Source organism: Oceanicella sp. SM1341 (genome assembly GCF_003448965.1).
Lineage (GTDB): Bacteria > Pseudomonadota > Alphaproteobacteria > Rhodobacterales > Rhodobacteraceae > Paroceanicella.
In genome coordinates, this window is record NZ_QRGC01000012.1 from 38,513 (window position 1) to 57,027 (window position 18,515).

18 protein-coding genes are annotated in these 18,515 nt (G+C 71.9%); 7 read left to right on the plus strand and 11 right to left on the minus strand.

Features of this window, described 5'->3' with window-relative positions; translation table 11 throughout:
• Nucleotides 1–2: 2 nt before the first annotated feature.
• Together D3P35_RS12540 and D3P35_RS12545 are read left to right on the plus strand one after the other, a co-directional pair.
• Nucleotides 3–833 carry a transglutaminase family protein gene (locus tag D3P35_RS12540; RefSeq protein WP_118135081.1) on the plus strand — a complete coding sequence of 277 codons (831 nt, stop codon included), beginning with the start codon at nucleotides 3–5 and terminating at the stop codon, nucleotides 831–833.
• A 145-nt stretch (nucleotides 834–978) separates the two neighbouring features.
• A complete protein-coding gene (locus tag D3P35_RS12545; RefSeq protein ID WP_118135082.1) occupies nucleotides 979–1,902 on the plus strand; it encodes a DMT family transporter in 924 nt (307 codons plus the stop codon).
• Nucleotides 1,903–1,909: 7 nt separating this feature from the next.
• Here the strand turns inward: D3P35_RS12545 and D3P35_RS26535 are convergent, their stop codons facing one another.
• From D3P35_RS26535 to D3P35_RS26760, 9 genes are all read right to left on the minus strand, one after another.
• Entirely contained in the window at nucleotides 1,910–2,047 is a 138-nt protein-coding gene (locus tag D3P35_RS26535; protein WP_198670604.1) for a hypothetical protein, read from the minus strand.
• A gap of 13 nt (nucleotides 2,048–2,060) precedes the next feature.
• The gene (locus tag D3P35_RS12550; RefSeq protein WP_232830487.1) at nucleotides 2,061–3,326 is read right to left on the minus strand and encodes a c-type cytochrome; all 1,266 of its coding nucleotides are present in this window, start codon (nucleotides 3,324–3,326) and stop codon (nucleotides 2,061–2,063) included.
• Nucleotides 3,327–3,385: 59 nt separating this feature from the next.
• A complete protein-coding gene (locus D3P35_RS26940) occupies nucleotides 3,386–4,630 on the minus strand; it encodes a formate dehydrogenase subunit gamma (protein ID WP_304481857.1) in 1,245 nt (414 codons plus the stop codon).
• 132 nt (nucleotides 4,631–4,762) lie between these two features.
• Nucleotides 4,763–5,359 carry a formate dehydrogenase FDH3 subunit beta gene (fdh3B, locus tag D3P35_RS12560; RefSeq protein ID WP_118135084.1) on the minus strand — a complete coding sequence of 199 codons (597 nt, stop codon included), beginning with the start codon at nucleotides 5,357–5,359 and terminating at the stop codon, nucleotides 4,763–4,765.
• Between the two features lie 11 nt (nucleotides 5,360–5,370).
• Nucleotides 5,371–8,274, minus strand: a complete 2,904-nt coding sequence (locus D3P35_RS12565) for a formate dehydrogenase subunit alpha (RefSeq protein ID WP_118135085.1) — start codon at nucleotides 8,272–8,274, stop codon at nucleotides 5,371–5,373.
• Between the two features lie 91 nt (nucleotides 8,275–8,365).
• Nucleotides 8,366–8,572 carry a twin-arginine translocation pathway signal protein gene (locus tag D3P35_RS12570; RefSeq protein ID WP_118135086.1) on the minus strand — a complete coding sequence of 69 codons (207 nt, stop codon included), beginning with the start codon at nucleotides 8,570–8,572 and terminating at the stop codon, nucleotides 8,366–8,368.
• 249 nt (nucleotides 8,573–8,821) lie between these two features.
• Nucleotides 8,822–9,457, minus strand: a complete 636-nt coding sequence (locus D3P35_RS12575) for a molecular chaperone (protein WP_118135087.1) — start codon at nucleotides 9,455–9,457, stop codon at nucleotides 8,822–8,824.
• Between the two features lie 118 nt (nucleotides 9,458–9,575).
• A complete protein-coding gene (locus D3P35_RS26540; protein WP_198670605.1) occupies nucleotides 9,576–10,256 on the minus strand; it encodes a DUF3306 domain-containing protein in 681 nt (226 codons plus the stop codon).
• Entirely contained in the window at nucleotides 10,253–10,801 is a 549-nt protein-coding gene (locus D3P35_RS26760; RefSeq protein WP_370031227.1) for a DUF3305 domain-containing protein, read from the minus strand. The genes D3P35_RS26540 and D3P35_RS26760 overlap by 4 nt, the downstream gene beginning before the upstream one ends.
• Nucleotides 10,802–11,030: 229 nt before the next feature.
• Between D3P35_RS26760 and D3P35_RS12590 the strand changes: the two genes are divergently transcribed.
• The 5 genes from D3P35_RS12590 to D3P35_RS12610 are packed head-to-tail and all read left to right on the plus strand — an operon-like array spanning nucleotide 11,031 to nucleotide 15,695.
• On the plus strand, nucleotides 11,031–13,034 hold the full coding sequence (locus tag D3P35_RS12590; RefSeq protein WP_118135088.1) for a 4Fe-4S binding protein: 2,004 nt from the start codon (nucleotides 11,031–11,033) through the stop codon (nucleotides 13,032–13,034).
• A 36-nt stretch (nucleotides 13,035–13,070) separates the two neighbouring features.
• Nucleotides 13,071–13,286, plus strand: coding sequence for a DUF6494 family protein (locus tag D3P35_RS12595; RefSeq protein WP_118135089.1), 216 nt, complete (start codon nucleotides 13,071–13,073; stop codon nucleotides 13,284–13,286).
• Entirely contained in the window at nucleotides 13,283–14,413 is a 1,131-nt protein-coding gene (locus D3P35_RS12600) for an Mrp/NBP35 family ATP-binding protein (RefSeq protein WP_118135090.1), read from the plus strand. The genes D3P35_RS12595 and D3P35_RS12600 overlap by 4 nt, the downstream gene beginning before the upstream one ends.
• A complete protein-coding gene (locus D3P35_RS12605; RefSeq protein ID WP_118135091.1) occupies nucleotides 14,413–15,213 on the plus strand; it encodes a biotin/lipoate--protein ligase family protein in 801 nt (266 codons plus the stop codon). The genes D3P35_RS12600 and D3P35_RS12605 overlap by 1 nt, the downstream gene beginning before the upstream one ends.
• Nucleotides 15,210–15,695 (plus strand): DUF6505 family protein, encoded by a 486-nt coding sequence (locus tag D3P35_RS12610; protein WP_118135092.1) that lies wholly within the window; start codon nucleotides 15,210–15,212, stop codon nucleotides 15,693–15,695. Before D3P35_RS12605 ends, D3P35_RS12610 begins: the two co-directional genes overlap by 4 nt.
• Nucleotides 15,696–15,831: 136 nt before the next feature.
• On the opposite strand, the gene D3P35_RS12615 is transcribed toward D3P35_RS12610, so the two are convergent.
• Entirely contained in the window at nucleotides 15,832–17,409 is a 1,578-nt protein-coding gene (locus tag D3P35_RS12615; RefSeq protein WP_118135093.1) for an ABC transporter ATP-binding protein, read from the minus strand.
• On the minus strand, nucleotides 17,406–18,515 hold the full coding sequence (locus D3P35_RS12620) for an ABC transporter permease (protein WP_118135094.1): 1,110 nt from the start codon (nucleotides 18,513–18,515) through the stop codon (nucleotides 17,406–17,408). Before D3P35_RS12620 ends, D3P35_RS12615 begins: the two co-directional genes overlap by 4 nt.

The window sequence follows — 18,515 nt, forward strand, 5'->3', positions numbered from 1 at the left end:
CCATGCGCCTCTCCGTGAGACACCGCACCACCTACACCTACGCGCCCGAGGCCGACAGGGTGGCGCTGCGGCTGAAGCTCTTCCCCTCCACCCACGCCGGGCAGCGCGTGCTCGACTGGTCGGTGAGCGTGAACGGCGACACCGTGGCCCCCCTGGTGCGCGACGCCTACGGCGACCAGGTGGCGCTCTGGAGCCACATGGCCCCGCTCGACGCCGCCGAGATCATCGCCTCCGGCACCGTGGAGGTGACCGACACCACCGGCCTGGTGCGCGACCTGCCGGCCCATCCGCCCCCGGGCATCTTCCTGCGCGACACGCCCCTCACCGAGCCCGACGAGGCGCTCACCGAATTCGCCGCCGCCATTCCGCCGGGCACCGAGCTGGAGCGGGCGCACGCCCTCTCCGCGGCGGTGACAGAGGCGGTGGAGTATCGCCCCGGCCTCACCGATGCGAAGACCACCGCCGCCCAGGCCCTCGCGCTGGGCGCCGGTGTGTGCCAGGACCACGCGCATGTGTTCATCGCCGCGGCGCGTCTGATGGGCCTGCCGGCGCGCTACGTGGTGGGCTACCTGCTCACCGACGAGGAGGCGGAGGAGACCCTGCTCGAGACCCATGCCTGGGCCGAGGCCTTCATCGCCGGGCTGGGCTGGATCGGCTTCGATCCGTCCAACGCCGTCTGCCCCACGGAAGCCTACGTGCGCCTGTCCTGCGGGCTCGACGCGCCGGACGCCGCCCCGGTGAACGGCAATGTGCTCGGCCAACCGGAGATCGGCTTCGAGACCGATGTCACGGTGATGCAGGGCCAGCAGCAGCAGAGCCAGTCGCAGGGCTAGCGGCTTTCACGGCACGCGCGGCTGCCATGCGCAGATCGCGCTTGAAGCGAGCGGGGCGGCGCTGCTACAGCCGAAGGAGGAGCGGGCGCGCGGCGCCCGCCACCCCGGGGCCACCCCCGGGGGCAAGACCCGGGGACCCCGTCCGATGAATCCCATCCGCGGCATCATGCTCAAGGTGATGTCTGTCGTCGTGTTCATGGCCATGTCGGCCTTCATCAAGGCCACCGCGGAAGAGGTGCCGGCGGGCGAGCAGGTGTTCTTCCGCTCCTTCTTCGCCATTCCGCCGATCCTCCTGTGGCTGTGGTGGCGGCACGAGTTTCCCGCCGCCCTGCGCACGGACAACCTGATGGGGCATTTCTGGCGCTCGCTGGTGGGCGTGTCCTCGATGGGGTGCAGCTTTCTCGCGCTCGGCCTGCTGCCGCTGCCCGAGTCGGTGGCGATCGGCTATGCCTCGCCGCTGCTCGCCACCATCTTCGCGGCGATGTTCCTCGGGGAGAGCGTGCGCTTCTACCGCATCGGCGCGGTGGCGCTCGGCCTCGCCGGGGTGGTGATGGTGCTCTCGCCGCGCATGACCACGATCGACCCCGCGGCGGCCTCCAAGCTCGAGACCGTGGGCGCCTTCGCCGCCCTCACCGGCGCGGTGTTCGGGGCGCTCGCCACCATCTTCGTGCGCAAGCTGGTGCAGAAGGAGCCGGCGGCGGCCATCGTGTTCTACTTCAGCCTGATCGCGGCGCTGCTCTCGCTGGTCACGCTGCCCTGGGGCTGGGTGTGGCCGCGCTGGGAGGTGCTGGCGATGCTGGTGGCGGCGGGGCTCTTCGGCGGGGTGGGGCAGATCCTGATGACCTCCTCCTACCGCCACGCCGACACCTCGGTGATCGCGCCCTTCGAGTACACCTCGATGGTCTTCGCGCTGGGGCTGGGCTATTTCGTCTTCGCCGAGGTGCCGACCTGGACCATGGTCGGCGGGGCGGCGCTGGTGGTCACGGCGGGCCTGCTGATCATCTGGCGCGAGCGCGCCCTCGGCATCGAGCGCAAGCGCGCCCGCAAGGCGATGACCCCGCAGGCCTGAGCGCGGCTCAGCGCGGGTCCTGGTCGAGCCGGACGTTGGGCATCTTGTAGACCTCGGCCGAGGACCAGCCCATCGAGTTCAGCGCGTAGGGTGCCGCGACCCCGATGCCCACGATGGCGACGACGGCAAGGATGAAGGCTTTCATGTCGGCTCCTCGTTCAGCGGGTTGCGTCCCGCAGGTAGTCTATCAGGTCGGCGCGGTCCTGCGCACTGATGATGCGCTGCATCGGCATCTTCGAGCCCGGTGTATAATGCTCCGGCCCGAGGTCGAAAAGCCTGTCGAGCGTCTCCGGGCTCCAGGTGATGCCGGAGGCGGCGAGCGCCTCGGAATAGCTATAGCCCGGCAGCGCGCCCGCCTCGCGCCCGAAGATGTGGTGCAGTGTCGGCCCGGCGCGGCGGGCATCGCCGGGCGTGAGGCTGTGGCACACCGAGCACTTGCGGGCGAACTGCCGCTCGCCGTTGCCCACGCTCGCGGGATCGACCTTGAAGCGCTGCCCGGCGGCCATGGTGAACAGCGGCTCCGCGGGCCCGTCCACCGCCCAGACGGCGGCATGATCGGCGAGGCCCGCGGCCACCAGCCGGTGATCGTCGAGGAAGGCGAGCGCCCAGACCGGCCCGCGCTCGGCGGCATGCAGCGCCCGGCCGAGCGACCAGTCCGCCGTCTCGATCAGCGTGATGAAGCCCTGGCCGTCGCCGGCGGCGAGCAGGGTTGCGGCCGGGTTCGCCGCCAGTGCCAGCACCGGCGTGCGCTCGAGCGAGATCTCGGCCAGCGGCTCCTCCGAGGGCAGGGCGAGGGCGCCGATCCGCCCGTCGACCGTGCCATAGGCGAGCCAGCCCGGGCCCGGCACCAGCACGTTGATGCCGAAGCCGCCGGTGAGCACGTCGCGCCCCGGCTCGAGCCCGCTCTCGCCCAGCTCCCAGCGGCGCAGCGTGCCATCGGCGGAGGCGGAGTAGAGACGGTCCGGCCCGGCGAAGGCGACCGCGTTCACCGCCCCCGCGCCGGCCTGCACGAGGGCGAGGCGCGTGCCGGTGTCGAGGTCCCAGAGCCCCACCGCGCCGTCCCAGCTCGCGGAGGCGAAATGCCGCCCGTCAGGCGAGAGGGCGAGGCCCATCACCTTGCCGCGGTGGCCGGAGAAATGCTGCAGCGCGCTGCCGCTGTCCGCGTCCCATGCGATGATCTCGAAATCGTCGCCGCCCGAGAGCAGCCGGCCGCGCCCGGCGTCGATCACCACGTTCACTGCCGCGGCGTGGCCCTCGAGCCAGCGCATATGCGTGCCGCCCGGGCCCCAGAGCCCCACGGAATTGTCGAAGCTCGCGGTAAGGATCATCTCGCCCGCCCGGGCCAGCCCCTTCACCGGGCCGCCATGGCCGGTGAGCACCGGCTCCGCCGCCGCGGCCCCGCCCAGCAGCCCCGCGAGCAGCACGACGCACGGCGCCAGGCGGCGCCGCGCGACACTCCCCGCCCGGGCGCGGGGCCGGGGGCTCATTCGGCCGGGGTGCGCCGGCTGGTGCGGGCGCTCACCTCGTCGACCCAGAGATTGTGGTGCTCGCGCGCCCAGTTCAGGTCAACATCGCCGGAGCCCATGGCGTCGAAGGCGCCCTCCATGCCCAGCGTGCCGATGTAGATATGCGCGATGATGATCGCGATCATCACCAGCGCCACGGCGGCGTGCCAGATGGTCTGGTACTGCATTTCCTGCAGGGCGGTGACCGGCTGGCTCACGTCGATGCCGATGAAGCTGAGCGACAGGCCGATGTCGTTGAAGAAGGCGAAGGTCTTGCCCATCAGCCCGGTCTGGAACGGGAAGAGCAGGGCGATGCCCGAGAGGCTGAGCGAGGCGCCGAGCAGGATCACCGACCAGAAGATCAGCTTCTGCCCGGCGTTGAACTTGCCCGCGTCCGGGTGCGAGTGCTTCGAGAACAGCCCGCCGCCCTTCATCAGCCAGACGAGGTCGCGCCGGTGGGGGATGTTGCGGCCCACCCACATCACGAAGATCAGCACCAGGCCGAGCATGAAGGCCCAGGCGATGTTGTTGTGCACCCATTTGCCCCACCAGGCGGTGAGGGAATAGGCCTCGTGCCCGATCAGCGGCAGGATGTACTCGCGCCCGTAGAGCAGGTTCAGCCCGGTGAGGGCGAGGGCGACGAAGCTCACCGCCAGCAGCCAGTGGCCGAAGCGCTCGAACCCGCCGAAGCGCCGGATGCGGTTCCTCGACGGCCCGGCCTCGATGCGGATGCGCCCGCGGATGAGGTAGAAGGCGGCCAGCGCCAGGATCATCGCGGCGGGGATGATGAGCCCGTATTCCGGCAGCGGGCCACGGCGCAGCAGGCGCCATTCCTCGCCGAAAGGCTGCACAAGCGTGGCCGAGAGCTTGTTGGGGATGGAGACGGTGGTGGTGAAGCCCTCCTCGTCCGGCCCCCGGTCACCGCCCACGAAGCGCCAGAGGTCGGCGCGGGCGGGGGGCTGGGTGATCTTGCCGGGCACGCTCTCCATGCCGGTGGCATCGGGCGTGGAATTGGTGACGGCATTGGCCGGCGGGCGCACGGACTGCGCGTCGGCCATGGTCACGAAGCTCGCCAGCGTGACGGCCAGCAGCAGCACGGAGAGGCTCAGCGCGCCGATGGCCACCCGCAGGCGGCGCTTGCGGCGGCGCTCGAAGCGCGGGCTGGGCACCCGGGCCGCGGGACGGGGTTCGGCGGCGCGGGCGCGCTCGGAGGAACGGGGCATGCGGGACCTCACGCGTCTGGTCGTCAAAAAAGGCGCCGGGCCTGGGCGGGCCGGGCGCGCGGGGCAAGGGAAAGGCGTGCGGGCCCCGAGGGGCCCGCCGTCGCGGCGCGCGGGGCGCCGCTGGTGCCGGGATCAGCTGTCGTTCTGGTTTCCATAGGCGGTGCCCCAGCCCCAGCTGTCGCCGCCGAAACCGCGGGCCACCACGCGCTCGCGGAAGATGCTCGACACGTCGTCGGCATCGCCCGCGAGCAGGGCCTTGGTGGAGCACATCTCGGCGCAGATCGGCAGCTTGCCCTCGGCGATGCGGTTGCGGCCGTATTTCTGGAACTCGGCCGGGGAGTTGTTCTCCTCCGGGCCGCCGGCGCAGAAGGTGCACTTGTCCATCTTGCCGCGCGAGCCGAAGTTGCCGGCCTGCGGGTACTGCGGCGCGCCGAAGGGGCAGGCGTAGAAGCAGTAGCCGCAGCCGATGCACAGGTCCTTGGAGTGCAGCACGATGCCGTCCGCGGTCTTGTAGAAGCAATCCACCGGGCAGACGGCCATGCAGGGCGCGTCGGAGCAGTGCATGCAGGCGACGGAGATGGATTTCTCCCCCGGCCGGCCGTCGTTGATGGTCACCACGCGGCGGCGGTTGATGCCCCAGGGGATCTCGTGCTCGTTCTTGCAGGCGGTGACGCAGGCGTTGCACTCGATGCAGCGTTCGGCGTCGCAGAGAAAGGCTGCTTTACCCATGATGTCCTCCCTCAGGCTTTCATGATCTGGCAGAGGGTGGCTTTCGTCTCCTGCATCATCGTGACGGAGTCGTAGCCATAGGTCTGCGCGGTGTTGGTGGATTCGCCGAGCACGATCGGGTCGGCGCCCTCGGGGTACTTGTGGCGCCGGTCCTCGCCCTGCCAGATGCCGCCGAAGTGGAAGGGCATGAAGGCCACGCCCCGGCCCACGCGCTCGGTCACCATCGCGGCCACGCGGATGCGGCCCTCGTCCGGGCCCTCGACCCAGACGTACTCGCCGTCCTTGATGCCGCGATCATTCGCATCGCGCGGGTTGATCTCGATGAACATCTCCTGCTGCAGCTCGGCCAGCCAGGGGTTCGAGCGGGTCTCGTCGCCGCCGCCCTCGTATTCCACCAGGCGCCCGGAGGTGAGGATGATCGGGTAGTTCTCCGAGAAATCCTGCTTCTGGATCGAGGCGTAGAGCACGGGCACGCGCCAGTCCCGCCGGTCGTCGTAGGTGGGGTAGTCGGCCACCAGGTCGCGGCGGTTGGTGTAGAGCGGCTCGCGGTGCACCGGCACGGGGTCGGGAAAGTTCCACACCACGCAGCGGGCCTTGGCGTTGCCGTAGGGGGCGCAGCCGTGCTCGATGGCCACGCGCTGGATGCCGCCGGAAAGGTCGGTCTTCCAGTTCACCTTGCCCACCGCCTCGGCCTCCGAGGAGCCGGCGACGGCCTCGATGCTGGCGCGCTCCTCGGGGGTGAGGTCGCCGTCCCAGCCGAGCTGAACGAGCATGGCCATGGTGAACTCTGGGTAGCCGTCCTCGATCTCCGAGCCCTTCGACCAGGAGCCCTCGGCGAGCAGGTTCTCGCCGTCACGCTCGACGCCGAAGCGGGCGCGGAAGCCCATGCCGCCGTCCTTCACGTGCAGGTCGGTGTTGTAGAGCACCGGCGAGCCGGGGTGGTTCATCTCCGGCGTGCCCCAGGCGGGCCAGGGCAGGCCGTAGTAGTCGCCGTCGCAGGGGCCGCCGTCGGCGCGCAGGGTGGTGCGGTCGAAGGTGTGCTGGTTCTGCATGTGCAGGCGCATGCGCTCCGGGCTCTGGGCGGTGTAGCCCACCGTCCACATGCCGCGGTTGAACTCGCGCGTGAGGTCCTCGATCAGCGGCTCGTCGCCGTTGACCTCGATGTTGCGGAACAGCCGGTCGGAGAAGCCGAACTTGTCGGCGAAGAGCTTCATGATGACATGGTCGGCCTTGGACTCGAACAGCGGCTCCACCACCTTCTCGCGCCATTGCAGCGAGCGGTTGGAGGCGGTCACCGAGCCGTAGGTCTCGAACTGCGAGCAGGCCGGCAGCAGCCAGACATTGTCCGTGCGGTCATGCATGATGGCCGAGACGGTGGGGTAGGGGTCGACCACCACCAGCATGTCGAGCTTCTCCATCGCCTTCTTCATCTCGGGAAGGCGGGTCTGCGAGTTCGGCGCGTGGCCCCAGAACACCATGCAGCGCACGGGGTTGGGCTGGTCGAGGTTCTCCGCCGGCTCCAGCACGCCGTCGAACCAGCGCGACACGGTGATGCCCTTGGCCTCCATGATCTCCCTGGAGGTGAAGCGGGAGACGAAATACTCGTAATCCTCCTCCCACACGCGGCTCCAGTGCTTCCAGGCCCCGTCGGTGAGGCCGTAGTAGCCCGGCAGCGTGTCGGCGAGCACGCCGAGGTCGGTCGCCCCCTGCACGTTGTCATGGCCGCGGAAGATGTTGGTGCCGCCGCCCGGCTTGCCCATGTTGCCCAGCGCGAGCTGCAGGATGCAGTAGGCGCGGGTGTTGTTGTTGCCGGTGGTGTGCTGGGTGCCGCCCATGCACCAGATCAGCGTGCCGGGGCGGTTTTCGGCCAGGGTGCGGGCGACGCGGTGCATCTGCTCCTCGGGCACGCCGGTGACGCGCTCGACCTCGGCCGGGTTCCACTTCCTCACCTCCTCGCGGATCTGGTCGAGACCCCAGACGCGCTGGCGGATGAACTCCTTGTCTTCCCAGCCGTTCTCCAGCACGTGCCAGAGCAGGCCCCAGACCAGCGCCACGTCCGAGCCCGGGCGCATGCGCACGTATTCGGTGGCATGCGCGGCGGTGCGGGTGAAGCGCGGATCACACACGATCAGCGGCGCATTGTTCTGCTCCTTGCCCTTGAGCAGGTGCTGGAGCGAGACCGGGTGCGCCTCGGCGGGGTTGCCGCCGATGATGATGATCGCCTTGGAATTGTGGATGTCGTTGTAGGAGTTGGTCATGGCGCCGTAGCCCCATGTGTTCGCAACCCCGGCCACGGTGGTGGAGTGGCAGATGCGGGCCTGGTGGTCGACGTTGTTCGTGCCCCAGTAGGCGGCGAACTTGCGGAACAGGTAGGCCTGCTCGTTGGAATGCTTGGCCGAGCCGAGCCAGTAGACGCTGTCCGGCCCGCTCTCCTCGCGGATCTTGAGCATGCCGTCGCCGATCTCGTTGATCGCGTCGGTCCAGGACATGCGCTCCCATTTGCCGCCCACGAGCTTCATCGGGTATTTCAGCCGCCGCTCGCCATGGGCGTGCTCGCGCACCGAGGCGCCCTTGGCGCAATGGGCGCCGAGGTTGAACGGGCTGTCCCAGCCGGGCTCCTGCCCGATCCAGACGCCGCTCTGCACCTCGGCCATCACCGTGCAGCCCACCGAGCAGTGGGTGCAGACCGATTTCACCGTGGTGATGGCGCCGCTCGCCGCAGTTGCGGCATCCGCCTTGCGCACCGTCCCGGCCCCCATGCCGGCCACGGCCGCAAGCCCGCCCACCGCGAGGCCCGAGCGGCCGAGAAAGGTGCGGCGGTCCATTCCTTCACCGCCCTGGCGCGCGGGCCGCCCTGCGAGGATCGATGCGGCCCTGCCGTGCTGCGCTGTCCCGTCGGTACGCTTCCTGAGCATGGGAAACTCCAGTCTGTGTCGGGCTCGGGGGCCCTGATGGCTGTCAGGCGCGCGGGGCAAGCATCCCGGCGCCCGTGGCGTCAGGCCGCTGTCAGCGGCAGGTCTCGTAGTATTTCAGCACGTGCTCGGTCTTGCGCAGGCCGAGGCTGGTGGGGGCCACCTCCTCCGCCGCCTGTGCGGCGCCGGTGCCGGCGACGCTGCCCACGGCCACGGCCGGGATGCCGGCCAGGCCGAGGCGCAGCAGGTCGCGGCGCGAGGTGCCGGGGGAAATGCTGGTGTCGTCGGTCTTGCGCGTCATCTGCGTCATCCTCCTGCGTGCCACTGGGGCGGTTCGGTGCGCCCCTGCGGGCGGTCTGCGGTGCCCCTGCGGGCGGTCTGTCGCGCCCCTGCGGGCGGTTCGGTGCGGCCCCCGGGGGCCTGCGCATCTGCCGCTCCCGGGGGCGGTATCCTCGTGCCCTCCGGGGCGGGGCCTTCGTGCCGGGGGGCGGAAAGACGGTCCGCTGTCCGGCTTAACGAACCGTTTACGGCCCGCGCCGCTGTCCCGCGCTCAGCCGGTTTCGGCTCCGCCGAGGCGGAAGGCCTCGCGTTCGATCTCGATCATCAGGCGCCCCAGCGTGCCCACGGGGGCGTAGAACACCGATGCGCGGGCGCCCTCGAGGTCGGAGAAGAAATGCCCGGCCCAGGGGGCGACATGGGCGGCGAAGAATTCGCGCTGAGCGGCGAGCGGCAGCGGCGCGCCGAACGCGCCGCGGATCAGCCCGGCCATGATCTCGCAGAGCGAGGCGATGTTGTCCTCGGGCTCGAACACGTCCCTGGCCCGCGCCACGGCATGGCGCGCCATGTCCTGGCGCAGCCGGGCGAGGGGCTTCTCGTTGAGGAAGCCGGTCATGTAGAAGGAGGCGTAGGGCACGAGCTCGCCGCGCCCGAGCCCGATGAAGAGATCGTTGTATTCCCGCCGCACGGTGTTCACCGACATGCTGCGGGCCACGGCGGCAAGCGCGTCGATCGCGGCGCCGATGGCGGTCTGGTCGCCCTTCAGGGCAGCGAGGCGGCGGAGCGTCGCGACATCGGCCGGACGCACGAGAAGCCCGGCGAGAAACGCGTAGAAATCTGCCCGCACCCGATCCTCTTCCGGGATGCCGGCGGACGGTTCCTCCTGGGGCGATCTGTTGTTCCCGGACATGGCGCCGGCTGCTCCCGTTGCTGTTGCTGGCCGCCCCCGAGAGGGCGCTGGCGGACACCCATTCTGCACCATTGCGGGCGGGGAAGTCCAGCGGGGTTATTGAACGCGCTCAACGTGTTCACGCCGGATTTGAACCATCTTCCTCAAATCTGAAGCGCATTGCACTGCGGCGTGGGGAAAGCTGCGCTGCAGCATCGGCGGAGGGAGCGGGCCGCGCCGTCTCCGGGGCGGGCGCCGCGCCGGTGTCGCCGGGTGCGGATGCCTCCCCGGGGGCCTCCCCGGTGGCCTCCCCGGCCGCCTCCGGGGGAGCCTCCCCGCCGGGCTCGTCGCGAGGGGCGGGCGGCGGCGCGGCGGCCCGGGCGGCCTCTGCCTTCCGGTCGAACATGCCCTGTCCCACCTTGTAGGCGGTCCTGAGGTCCGGCACCACGGTGGCGGCGTCGGTGAAGTCTTCCTCGTAGTCGTTCAGCCCGTCGAGACAGGCGAGCACGGGGTCGGAGGCCCAGAGCCGGCGCAGGGCGCGGTTGCGCAGCCGGCGCGGCACGGCAGAGCGCATGAAGGCGGAGAAATCGTCGCCCGGGCGCAGGGTGTCGGGGTCGGGCAGGCCGAGGCTCTCGAGGATCTCGGCGTCCGTGGCCTCGGGGTCCGGCGCGGGCTGTGGAGCCGGCTCGGGGCTGGCCTCGGGCAGGGCTGCCGCGGGAGCGTCCGCCGTGGGGTCACCGGCTTCCGGCGCGAGGCCGCGCTTGCGGCGTGACCAGCGGTCGAGGAAGCCGTCGCCCCTGCTGCCGTCGCCCCTGCTCATGTCTGGTCCTTCCGGGCGCGCAGCGTGGCCGGGGCGCGGTAGACGTCGTTTTCCTGGGGGATGCGGCTGTCGCCGAGACCCTCCTCGGGCGAGGGGGCGTGGGGCGTGCGCCGGCGCTTCACGAACTCCGGGTCGTCGGGCTGGGCGTCGACGAAGGCGGCGATCCAGGCGTGCAGCGCGTCGGGCATCGGCACCGGCTCGACGATCTCGTCGCCGCTCTCCATGTAGTCCTGCGCCTCGAAGGGCGAGGCGGTGACGAGATGTACCGCAACGTCATGTGCAGCGCCCGCGGGCGCGGGGCGCAGCACCACCCAGACATTGCGCGGCCGGCTGGCGAGGCCCACGCGGTAGGCCTCGGTCTCGGCGCGGTGCAGCACGAGGGGCAGGGTGGCGGCGTGGTATTCCACCGCGCCGTCCTCCTCGCGCAGCTCCGCCCAGTCTGCCGGCGCGGCGCCGGGCAGCACCGCGACGGCGCGCCAGACATGGCTCACCCACCGGCTTCTTGCCGGTATGCGGCGCAGGACGATGCCCAGGGGCAGCTCGATCTCGCGCGGGCGGGCGCCACGCGGCGGCTCGGCCTCTCCCGAGGGCTCGGCGGCGGTGCGGGGTCCGTCTGGCGGTCTGGCTTCGGACGTCAAGCTTGCGTTCCCTCCGCGTCGGGCCTTGTGTCCCGGGCGCGGCCATGATTGATCTGGGGCCGAAAGGGTGGGGGCTCGGACGCGGATTGTCCAGCCCCCCGCCAAGGGTTCCGACGCAAGGCGGGGAGATCGTCCGATGACGCAGGAACGCAACGCCGAACTGCTGCTCTGCTCCTGCATGGGCAGCATGGAGATCGACGGTGAGGCCCTCGGGCAGGCCGTGGCCGGCCGCCCCTGCCGGGTGCACCGCCACCTGTGCCGCTCCGAGCAGCATGTCGTGGAGGCGGCGCTGGAGGCCGGACGCCCGGTGACCCTGGCCTGCGGCCAGGAGGCGCCGCTGTTCGAGGACATCGCCGCCGGCCGCCCCCTCGCCACCACCGACATCCGTGACCGCGCCGGCTGGTCCGACGAGGGCGCCGCCGCCGGCCCCAAGATGGCGGCCCTGCTGGCCGAGGGCGCGCTCAGCGCCGAGCCGGCGCCGCTGATGCCCATCAGCTCGGAGGGCGTGTGCCTGGTCTACGGGCCCGGCGCGGTGGCGATGGAGGCGGCGGCGCGGCTTGCCGGCCGGCTCTCCGTCACCGTGATGCTGAGCGACGGCGAGGAGGTGATCCCGCCGCGCGAGGACCGCTTCGAGATCCTGCGCGGGCGCATCGCCCGGGCCCGCGGCCGGCTGGGCGCCTTCTCGGTGGTGGCCGACGGGCTGGCGCTGGCCGAGCCCGCGGGCCGCGGCGCGCTGCGCTTCGGCCCGGCGCAGGACGGCGGCATCTCCGAATGCGACGTGATCCTCGACCTCTCCGGCGGCACGCCGATGTTCCCCGCCTGGGAGAAGCGCGACGGCTACCTGCGCGCCGACCCGCGCGACCCCGCCGCCGTGGCCCGCGCGCTGTTCGAGGCGAGCGACCTCTCCGGCACCTTCGACAAGCCGCTCTACGTGCGGGTGACCGAGAGCCTCTGCGCCCATTCGCGCGCCGGCAAGACCGGCTGCACCCGCTGCCTCGACGTCTGCCCCACCGGGGCGATCCTGCCCGCGGGCGACCACGTGAGCCTCGCCGCCGACATCTGCGCCGGCTGCGGTGCCTGCGCCGCGGTCTGCCCCACCGGCGCGATGCTCTACGACGACCCGCCGCTCGACCACCAGGTGCGCCGCGCCCGGGTGATGGCCGAGACCTACCGCGAGGCCGGCGGCGCGGCCCCGCGGCTGCTGCTGCATGACGCGGAGTTCGGCGCCGAGCTCATCGCGCTCTCCGCCCGTTTCGGCCGCGGCCTGCCGGCCGACGTGCTGCCGCTCGAGCTGCCGGAGGCGGGCGGGGCGGGGCACATGCTGATGCTCGCCGCCCTCTCGCAGGGCTACGCCGAGGTGGCGGTGCTCGCGGGCCCCCGCACCGAGCGCGAGGCGCTCGACCCCCAGCTCGCCCTTGCCCGCGCCATGGCGCCCGAGCCTGAGCGCCTGCGCCTGCTGGAACCGGCCGAGCCCGACGCGCTTGAAGCCGCCCTCTACGACACCCGCCCCCCCGCGCCGCGCGCCGAGCCCGCGCTGGCGCTGGGTGGCGGGCGCGAGCTGGTGCGCTCGGCCATGCGCGCGCTCGGCGCCGGGCTCGACGCGCCGGTGCCGCTGCCCGAGGGCGCGCCCTACGGCGCGGTGCTGGTCGACAGCGACGCCTGCACGCTCTGCCTCGCCTGCGTCTCGCTCTGCCCCACCGGCGCGCTGCTCGACAACCCCGACCGCCCGGAGCTGCGCTTCCAGGAGGATGCCTGCGTGCAATGCGGCATCTGCGCCTCCGCCTGCCCGGAGACCGCGATCACCCTCGAACCGCGCTACGACGCCTCCGCCGAGGCGCTGAAGCCGCGGGTGCTCAACTCCGAGGAGCCCTTCGCCTGCATCGAATGCGGCAAGGAATTCGGCGTGCGCTCCACCATCGAGCGCATCACCGAGAAGCTGCGCGATCGCAACTGGATGTACACCAATTCCGACAACCTGCGCCTGATCCAGATGTGCGACGACTGCCGGGTGGCGGCGCAGTTCTCCGGCGGCGGCGGGCCGCTGGGCCTCGCCCCCCGCCCGCCGGTGCGCACCACCGATGATTACCTCGACGGGCGCAAGGGGCCCGGCGGCCGCGGCCCGCGCCGTGGCGACGCCTGAGCCCCCGCGCCCTCCAGGCCCCCAAGGGAGAGAAACATGGACGACGAGACCTTCAACATGTCGCTGAGGAAATACCTCAAGCGCGTCGGCGTGACCTCGCAGCAGGAGATCGAGAAGGCGGTGCGCGCCGCCGAGGCCGCCGGTACCCTGCCGGCCGGCCCGCTGCAGGCCACCGTCACCCTCACCGTGGGCGGCATCGCGCTCTCCCACGTGGTGAAGGGCGAGATCGCGCTCGAGGGCGGCGCCGAATGAGCGTGACCGAAGCCGAAGTGCGTGCCGCCCTCGCCCGCGTGGTCGACCCCTCGCGGGGCACCGACATCGTCTCCGCCGGGATGCTGGGGGGCGTGAGCCTCACCGGCTCCGAGGTGCGGGTGATCCTGGAAGTGGACCCGGCCAAGGGCCGGGCGATGGAGCCGGTGGCAAAGGCCGCCGAGGCCGCCGTCGCCGCCCTGCCGGGGGTCACGAAGGCCTCGGTGATGCTCACCGCCCATTCCGACACCCCCACCGCCCCCGCCGCGCCGCCCAACCTGCGCGGCGCCGGCCACGGGCACTCCCATTCCCACGGGGGCGGCGCCCCCGGGGAGCCGCTGCGCCAGGCGGCAAAGCCGCAGTCCGGGCCCATCGAGGGAGTGGACCGCATCCTCGCCATCGGCTCGGGCAAGGGCGGGGTGGGCAAGTCCACCGTCTCGGCCAATCTCGCCGTGGCGCTCGCCGCCGAGGGCCGGCGCGTGGGCCTGCTCGATGCCGATGTCTACGGGCCGAGCCAGCCGCGCATGCTGGGCATCTCCGGCCGCCCCTCCTCGCCCGATGGCCAGACCATCCTGCCGCTGCGCAACCATGGCGTGACCCTGATGTCCATCGGCCTGCTCACGCCCGAGGACAAGGCCACCATCTGGCGCGGGCCGATGCTGATGGGCGCGCTGCAGCAGATGCTGCGCCAGGTGGCCTGGGGCCGGCTCGACGTGCTGGTGGTCGACCTGCCGCCCGGCACCGGCGACGTGCAGCTCACCCTGTCGCAGAAGGCCGAGGTGACCGGCGCCGTGGTGGTCTCCACCCCGCAGGACATCGCGCTGCTCGACGCGAAGAAGGCGCTCGACATGTTCGAGAAGACCAACACGCCGGTGGTGGGGATGATCGAGAACATGTCCACCTTCGTGTGCCCCTGCTGCGGGGAGGAGACACAGATCTTCGGCCATGGCGGCGCGCGGGCGGAGGCCGAGCGCATCGGCGCGCCCTTCCTCGGGGAGGTGCCGCTCGACATCGACGTGCGCCTCTCGGGCGATTCCGGCGTGCCGGTGGTGGCCGCGAAGCCGCAGAGCCCGCAGGCCCTGCGCTTCCGCGAGATCGCCCGCAAGCTCATCGGCACGGGCCACGCCTGATGGAGGCGCCGCTGGCCGACGATACCCCCCGCCTGCCGGAGGAGGAGCCGGTCTTCCCGCCGCTCCTGCGCGGCAGCGCGGTGCCGGCGGGGGGCGACCCGCTCGCCCGCGCCGTGGCCGCCGCCGTGGCCGGCGTGGAGGCGGGAACGATCTTCTGGTCGGGCGACGAGGCGGCGCTGGAGGCGGCGGTGGTCTTCGCCCCCGAATGCCCGCTCGCGCAGGCGCTCGCCATGGTGCCCGCCGCCGCCACCGGCCTCGCGGAGGCGCTCGGCTCCCTCGCGCCGCCCGAGGTGGGGATGACCTTCGCCTGGCCCGACGGCGTGCTGGTGAACGGCGCGCTCTGCGGCCGGCTGCGCGCCGAGGCTTCCGTGCGAGACCCGGCGGCAGTGCCGGACTGGCTCGTCGTGGCGGTCACCCTCCAGCTCGCCCCGCTCTCCGACGAGCCGGGCCGCACACCGGGCATCACCGCGCTCGCCGAGGAGGGCTGCGCCGACATCACCCGCCGCGCGCTGCTCGAGGCCTGGGCGCGGCACATGCTGGTCCGGGTGCATGACTGGCTGGAGGACGGCCCGCGCGGCCTCTCCGAGGCCTGGTGGGGCCGCATCGAGGGCCGCGGCGGCGAGACGCCCGCCCCCTGGGCCCGCCCGCGCCGGGACGGCGCCCCGGCCGCGGGCCGCCCGATGGGGCTCGACGAGAGCCTCGGTCTCGTGCTCTCCTCCGACGAGGGCGTGCAGGTTCTGCCGCTCGCCGGCATGCTCGACCATCCCCGCCCCTGGCCCGACCCGGAGGCCCTCGCATGAAGCTCGCCCGCACCCTGCGGCTGGATGAGTCCGACCTCAACGTCTTCCCCCGCGCGGCGGAGGGCGACGAATGGGCGATCCCCGGCAGTTTCGAATTCTCCGACTGGGACGAGAGCCGCCTCACCGGAAAGCACCGCCAGGCCTTCGCCAACGGCTGGCTGGGGCTGGAGAGCCTCGGCCGCTCCACCTTCGTCGCCGTGGCCCGCATCGAGCCCGCCGAGCGCGCCGCCTGCGTGGAGCGCCTCGCGCAGCATTTCATGGCCGACTGGGGCGCCCCCTCGGCCGAGGCCGCGCGCGGGGTCGCCGAGCAGGAGATCGCCTTCATGGAGGAACTCTGCGAGGGCCACGCAGCCAACACGCTCCTCGTGCTCCAGCGCGAGCTCTCGCCCGAGGGCGTGCGCGAATCCTACCGCGCCATCGCCCCGGTCGATGCCGAGCTCGAAGCCTTCGCCATCCACGGCAGCGCCGACCCCGAGGACTGACGCCGGGGCGTTCCCGCAGGCGGGTCCCGCCGCCGGGGTGGTGCGCCCCGGCCCGCGCCAGCGGGCTCGTTTGCCGAGCGGGGGCTCGATGCCCCCCGAGGCGAAGGCCCGGCCGGGGCTCCGCGGCCAGCCCTGGCTACTTCGCCCGGGCGGCGGCGAGGAGGGTGCGGGTGTATTCGTGCTGCGGCGCCTCGAACAGCGCCTCGGCCGGGCCGGCCTCCACCACCTCGCCCTGGCGCATCACCATCACCTTGTGGCTCAGCGCGCGCACCACGCGCAGATCGTGGCTGATGAACAGGTAGGCGAGGCCGTGGCGCGCCTGCAGCTCGCGCAACAGCTCAACGATCTGCACCTGCACCGTCATGTCGAGCGCCGAGGTGGGCTCGTCGAGCACCACCAGCTTCGGCCGCAGCACCATGGCGCGCGCCACCGCGATGCGCTGGCGCTGGCCGCCGGAGAACTCGTGCGGGTAGCGGTCCATCATCGCCGGGTCGAGCCCGACCTCGGCGAGGATGCGCGCCACCGTCTCGCGCTTGTCCGCCCCTGGCTCCAGCCCGTGCACCCCGAGCCCCTCGGCCACGATCTGCTCCACCGACATGCGCGGCGAGAGCGAGCCGTAGGGGTCCTGGAACACCACCTGCAGGTCGCGGCGGATCGGGCGCAGCGCCTTGTTGCGCAGCCCCTGGATGTCGCGGCCCATGAACACCACCGGCCCGTCGGAGGCGACCAGCCGCAGGATGCCCAGCGCCAGCGTGGTCTTGCCCGAGCCGCTCTCGCCCACCACGCCCAGCGTCTCGCCGGCGCGCACCGAGAGCGTGGCCTCGCGCACCGCCTTCACATGGCCCGTCACCCGGTTGAGCAGCCCGCGGCGGATGGGAAACCACACCTTCAGACCTTCGGTGCGCACCACCTCCGGCGCGCCCTCGGGCACCGGGGTGGGGCTGCCGGAGGGCTCGGCGGCCAGCAGCATCCGCGTGTAGGGGTGCTTCGGCGCGGCGAAGATCTCGGCCACCGGCCCGGTCTCGACGATCTCGCCGTCCTTCATCACGCAGACCCGGTCGGCAATGCGGCGCACGATGGCGAGGTCATGGGTGATGAACAGCATCGCCATGCCGCGCGCGGCCTGGATCTCGCGCAGGAGGTCGAGGATCTGCGCCTGGATGGTGACATCGAGCGCCGTGGTCGGCTCGTCGGCGATCAGCAGGTCGGGGTTGTTGGCCAGCGCCATCGCGATCATCACCCGCTGGCGCTGCCCGCCGGAGAGCGTGTGGGGATAGTCGTCGAGCCGGGTCTCGGGGTCGCGGATGCCGACTTGCGTGAGCAGCTCGACGATGCGCGCCTCGGCCTTCGCCCCGCGCAGGCCCTGGTGCAGGGCGAGGCTCTCGCCAAGCTGCTTGCGCAGCCGGTGCAGCGGGTTGAGCGAGGTCATCGGCTCCTGGAAGATGAAGCTGATGTCGTTGCCGCGCACCTTTCGCAGCTGGGCGCGCGAGGCCCCGAGCATCTCCTGGCCCTTGTAGGTGATCGAGCCGGAGAGTTCGGCACTGTCAGGCGTGAGGGCCACGGTGGAGAGGGCCGTGACCGACTTGCCGGAGCCGCTCTCGCCCACCAGGGCCACGGTCTCGCCCGGGGCGATGTCGAAGCTCACGCCCTTCACGGCAGCGGGCGCGGCGGCGCCGAAGCGCACCGTGAGGTCGCGGACGGAAAGCAGCGTCATTTCAGGGTCTTCCGCGGGTCGAACGCGTCACGCACGCCCTCGAAGACGAACACGAGCAGCGAGAGCATGATGGCGAAGGTGAAGAAGGCGGTGAAGCCCAGCCAGGGCGCCTGCAGGTTGTTCTTGCCCTGCAGGGTCAGCTCGCCCAGCGAGGGATAGGCCGCCGAGAGGCCGAGCCCGAGGTAATCGAGCGTGGCGAGGCCCGAGATCGCGCCGGTGATGATGAAGGGCAGCATGGTGAGCGTCGCCACCATGGCGTTGGGCAGCAGGTGGCGGAACATGATCGTCCAGTCCCGCACGCCGAGCGCGCGGGCGGCGCGCACGTATTCGAAGTTGCGCGCGCGCAGGAACTCGGCGCGCACCACGCCCACCAGCGCGGTCCAGCTGAACACGGCGATGAGGATGGTGAGCAGCCAGAATGTCATGGTGAACATCGCCGAGAGGATGATCAGGATGTAGAGGCTCGGCGTGTTGCCCCAGATCTCGACGATGCGCTGGAACACGAGGTCGACCCAGCCGCCGAAATAGCCCTGCGCCGCCCCGGCGATGATGCCGATCACCGAGGAGACGATGCCCACCACGAGGGCGAAGAGGATGGAGATGCGGAAGCCGTAGATCACCCGGGCCACCACGTCGCGCGCCTGGTCGTCGGTGCCGAGCCAGTGGTTCGCGTCGGGCGCCGAGGGCGCGCGGGCGACATCGTAGTTCACCGTGTCGAAACTGTAGGGGATGAGCGGCCAGAGGATCCAGCCGGCCTCCACCGCCTCGCCGTCGACACTGCCGGAGCGGGCCTGCTCACTGACCCCCTCGGGGTCGTCGAGGCAGGCGTCGAGCCCGCCGGAGACGATGAGGCATTGCACCACGGGGTCGGAATACTCCGCCTCGGTGGCGAAATCGCCGCCGAAATCGGTCTCCGGGTGGAAGGAGACCACGGGGGTCATCCACTCGCCGCGGTAGGAGACGAGCAGCGGCTTGTCGTTGGCGATGAACTCGGCGAAGAGCGAGACCACGAAGAGCAGCGAGAAGATGATCAGCGAGAAGAAGGCCCGGCGGTTGGAGCGGAAGGCCGCCAGCCGCCGGCGCTGCAGGGGGTTGAGGCGCGCCAT

Excerpts from the sequence above, each read along its gene's own strand:
- D3P35_RS12540 (WP_118135081.1), top strand. The coding sequence starts at position 3 with ATGCGCCTCTCCGTGAGACACCGCACCACCTACACCTACGCGCCCGAG.
- D3P35_RS12545 (WP_118135082.1), top strand. The coding sequence starts at position 979 with ATGAATCCCATCCGCGGCATCATGCTCAAGGTGATGTCTGTCGTCGTG.
- D3P35_RS26535 (WP_198670604.1), bottom strand. The coding sequence starts at position 2,047 with ATGAAAGCCTTCATCCTTGCCGTCGTCGCCATCGTGGGCATCGGGGTC.
- D3P35_RS26940 (WP_304481857.1), bottom strand. The coding sequence starts at position 4,630 with ATGCCCCGTTCCTCCGAGCGCGCCCGCGCCGCCGAACCCCGTCCCGCG.
- fdh3B (WP_118135084.1), bottom strand. The coding sequence starts at position 5,359 with ATGGGTAAAGCAGCCTTTCTCTGCGACGCCGAACGCTGCATCGAGTGC.
- D3P35_RS12565 (WP_118135085.1), bottom strand. The coding sequence starts at position 8,274 with ATGCTCAGGAAGCGTACCGACGGGACAGCGCAGCACGGCAGGGCCGCA.
- D3P35_RS12570 (WP_118135086.1), bottom strand. The coding sequence starts at position 8,572 with ATGACGCGCAAGACCGACGACACCAGCATTTCCCCCGGCACCTCGCGC.
- D3P35_RS12575 (WP_118135087.1), bottom strand. The coding sequence starts at position 9,457 with ATGTCCGGGAACAACAGATCGCCCCAGGAGGAACCGTCCGCCGGCATC.
- D3P35_RS26540 (WP_198670605.1), bottom strand. The coding sequence starts at position 10,256 with ATGAGCAGGGGCGACGGCAGCAGGGGCGACGGCTTCCTCGACCGCTGG.
- D3P35_RS12590 (WP_118135088.1), top strand. The coding sequence starts at position 11,031 with ATGACGCAGGAACGCAACGCCGAACTGCTGCTCTGCTCCTGCATGGGC.
- D3P35_RS12595 (WP_118135089.1), top strand. The coding sequence starts at position 13,071 with ATGGACGACGAGACCTTCAACATGTCGCTGAGGAAATACCTCAAGCGC.
- D3P35_RS12600 (WP_118135090.1), top strand. The coding sequence starts at position 13,283 with ATGAGCGTGACCGAAGCCGAAGTGCGTGCCGCCCTCGCCCGCGTGGTC.
- D3P35_RS12605 (WP_118135091.1), top strand. The coding sequence starts at position 14,413 with ATGGAGGCGCCGCTGGCCGACGATACCCCCCGCCTGCCGGAGGAGGAG.
- D3P35_RS12610 (WP_118135092.1), top strand. The coding sequence starts at position 15,210 with ATGAAGCTCGCCCGCACCCTGCGGCTGGATGAGTCCGACCTCAACGTC.
- D3P35_RS12615 (WP_118135093.1), bottom strand. The coding sequence starts at position 17,409 with ATGACGCTGCTTTCCGTCCGCGACCTCACGGTGCGCTTCGGCGCCGCC.
- D3P35_RS12620 (WP_118135094.1), bottom strand. The coding sequence starts at position 18,515 with ATGGCGCGCCTCAACCCCCTGCAGCGCCGGCGGCTGGCGGCCTTCCGC.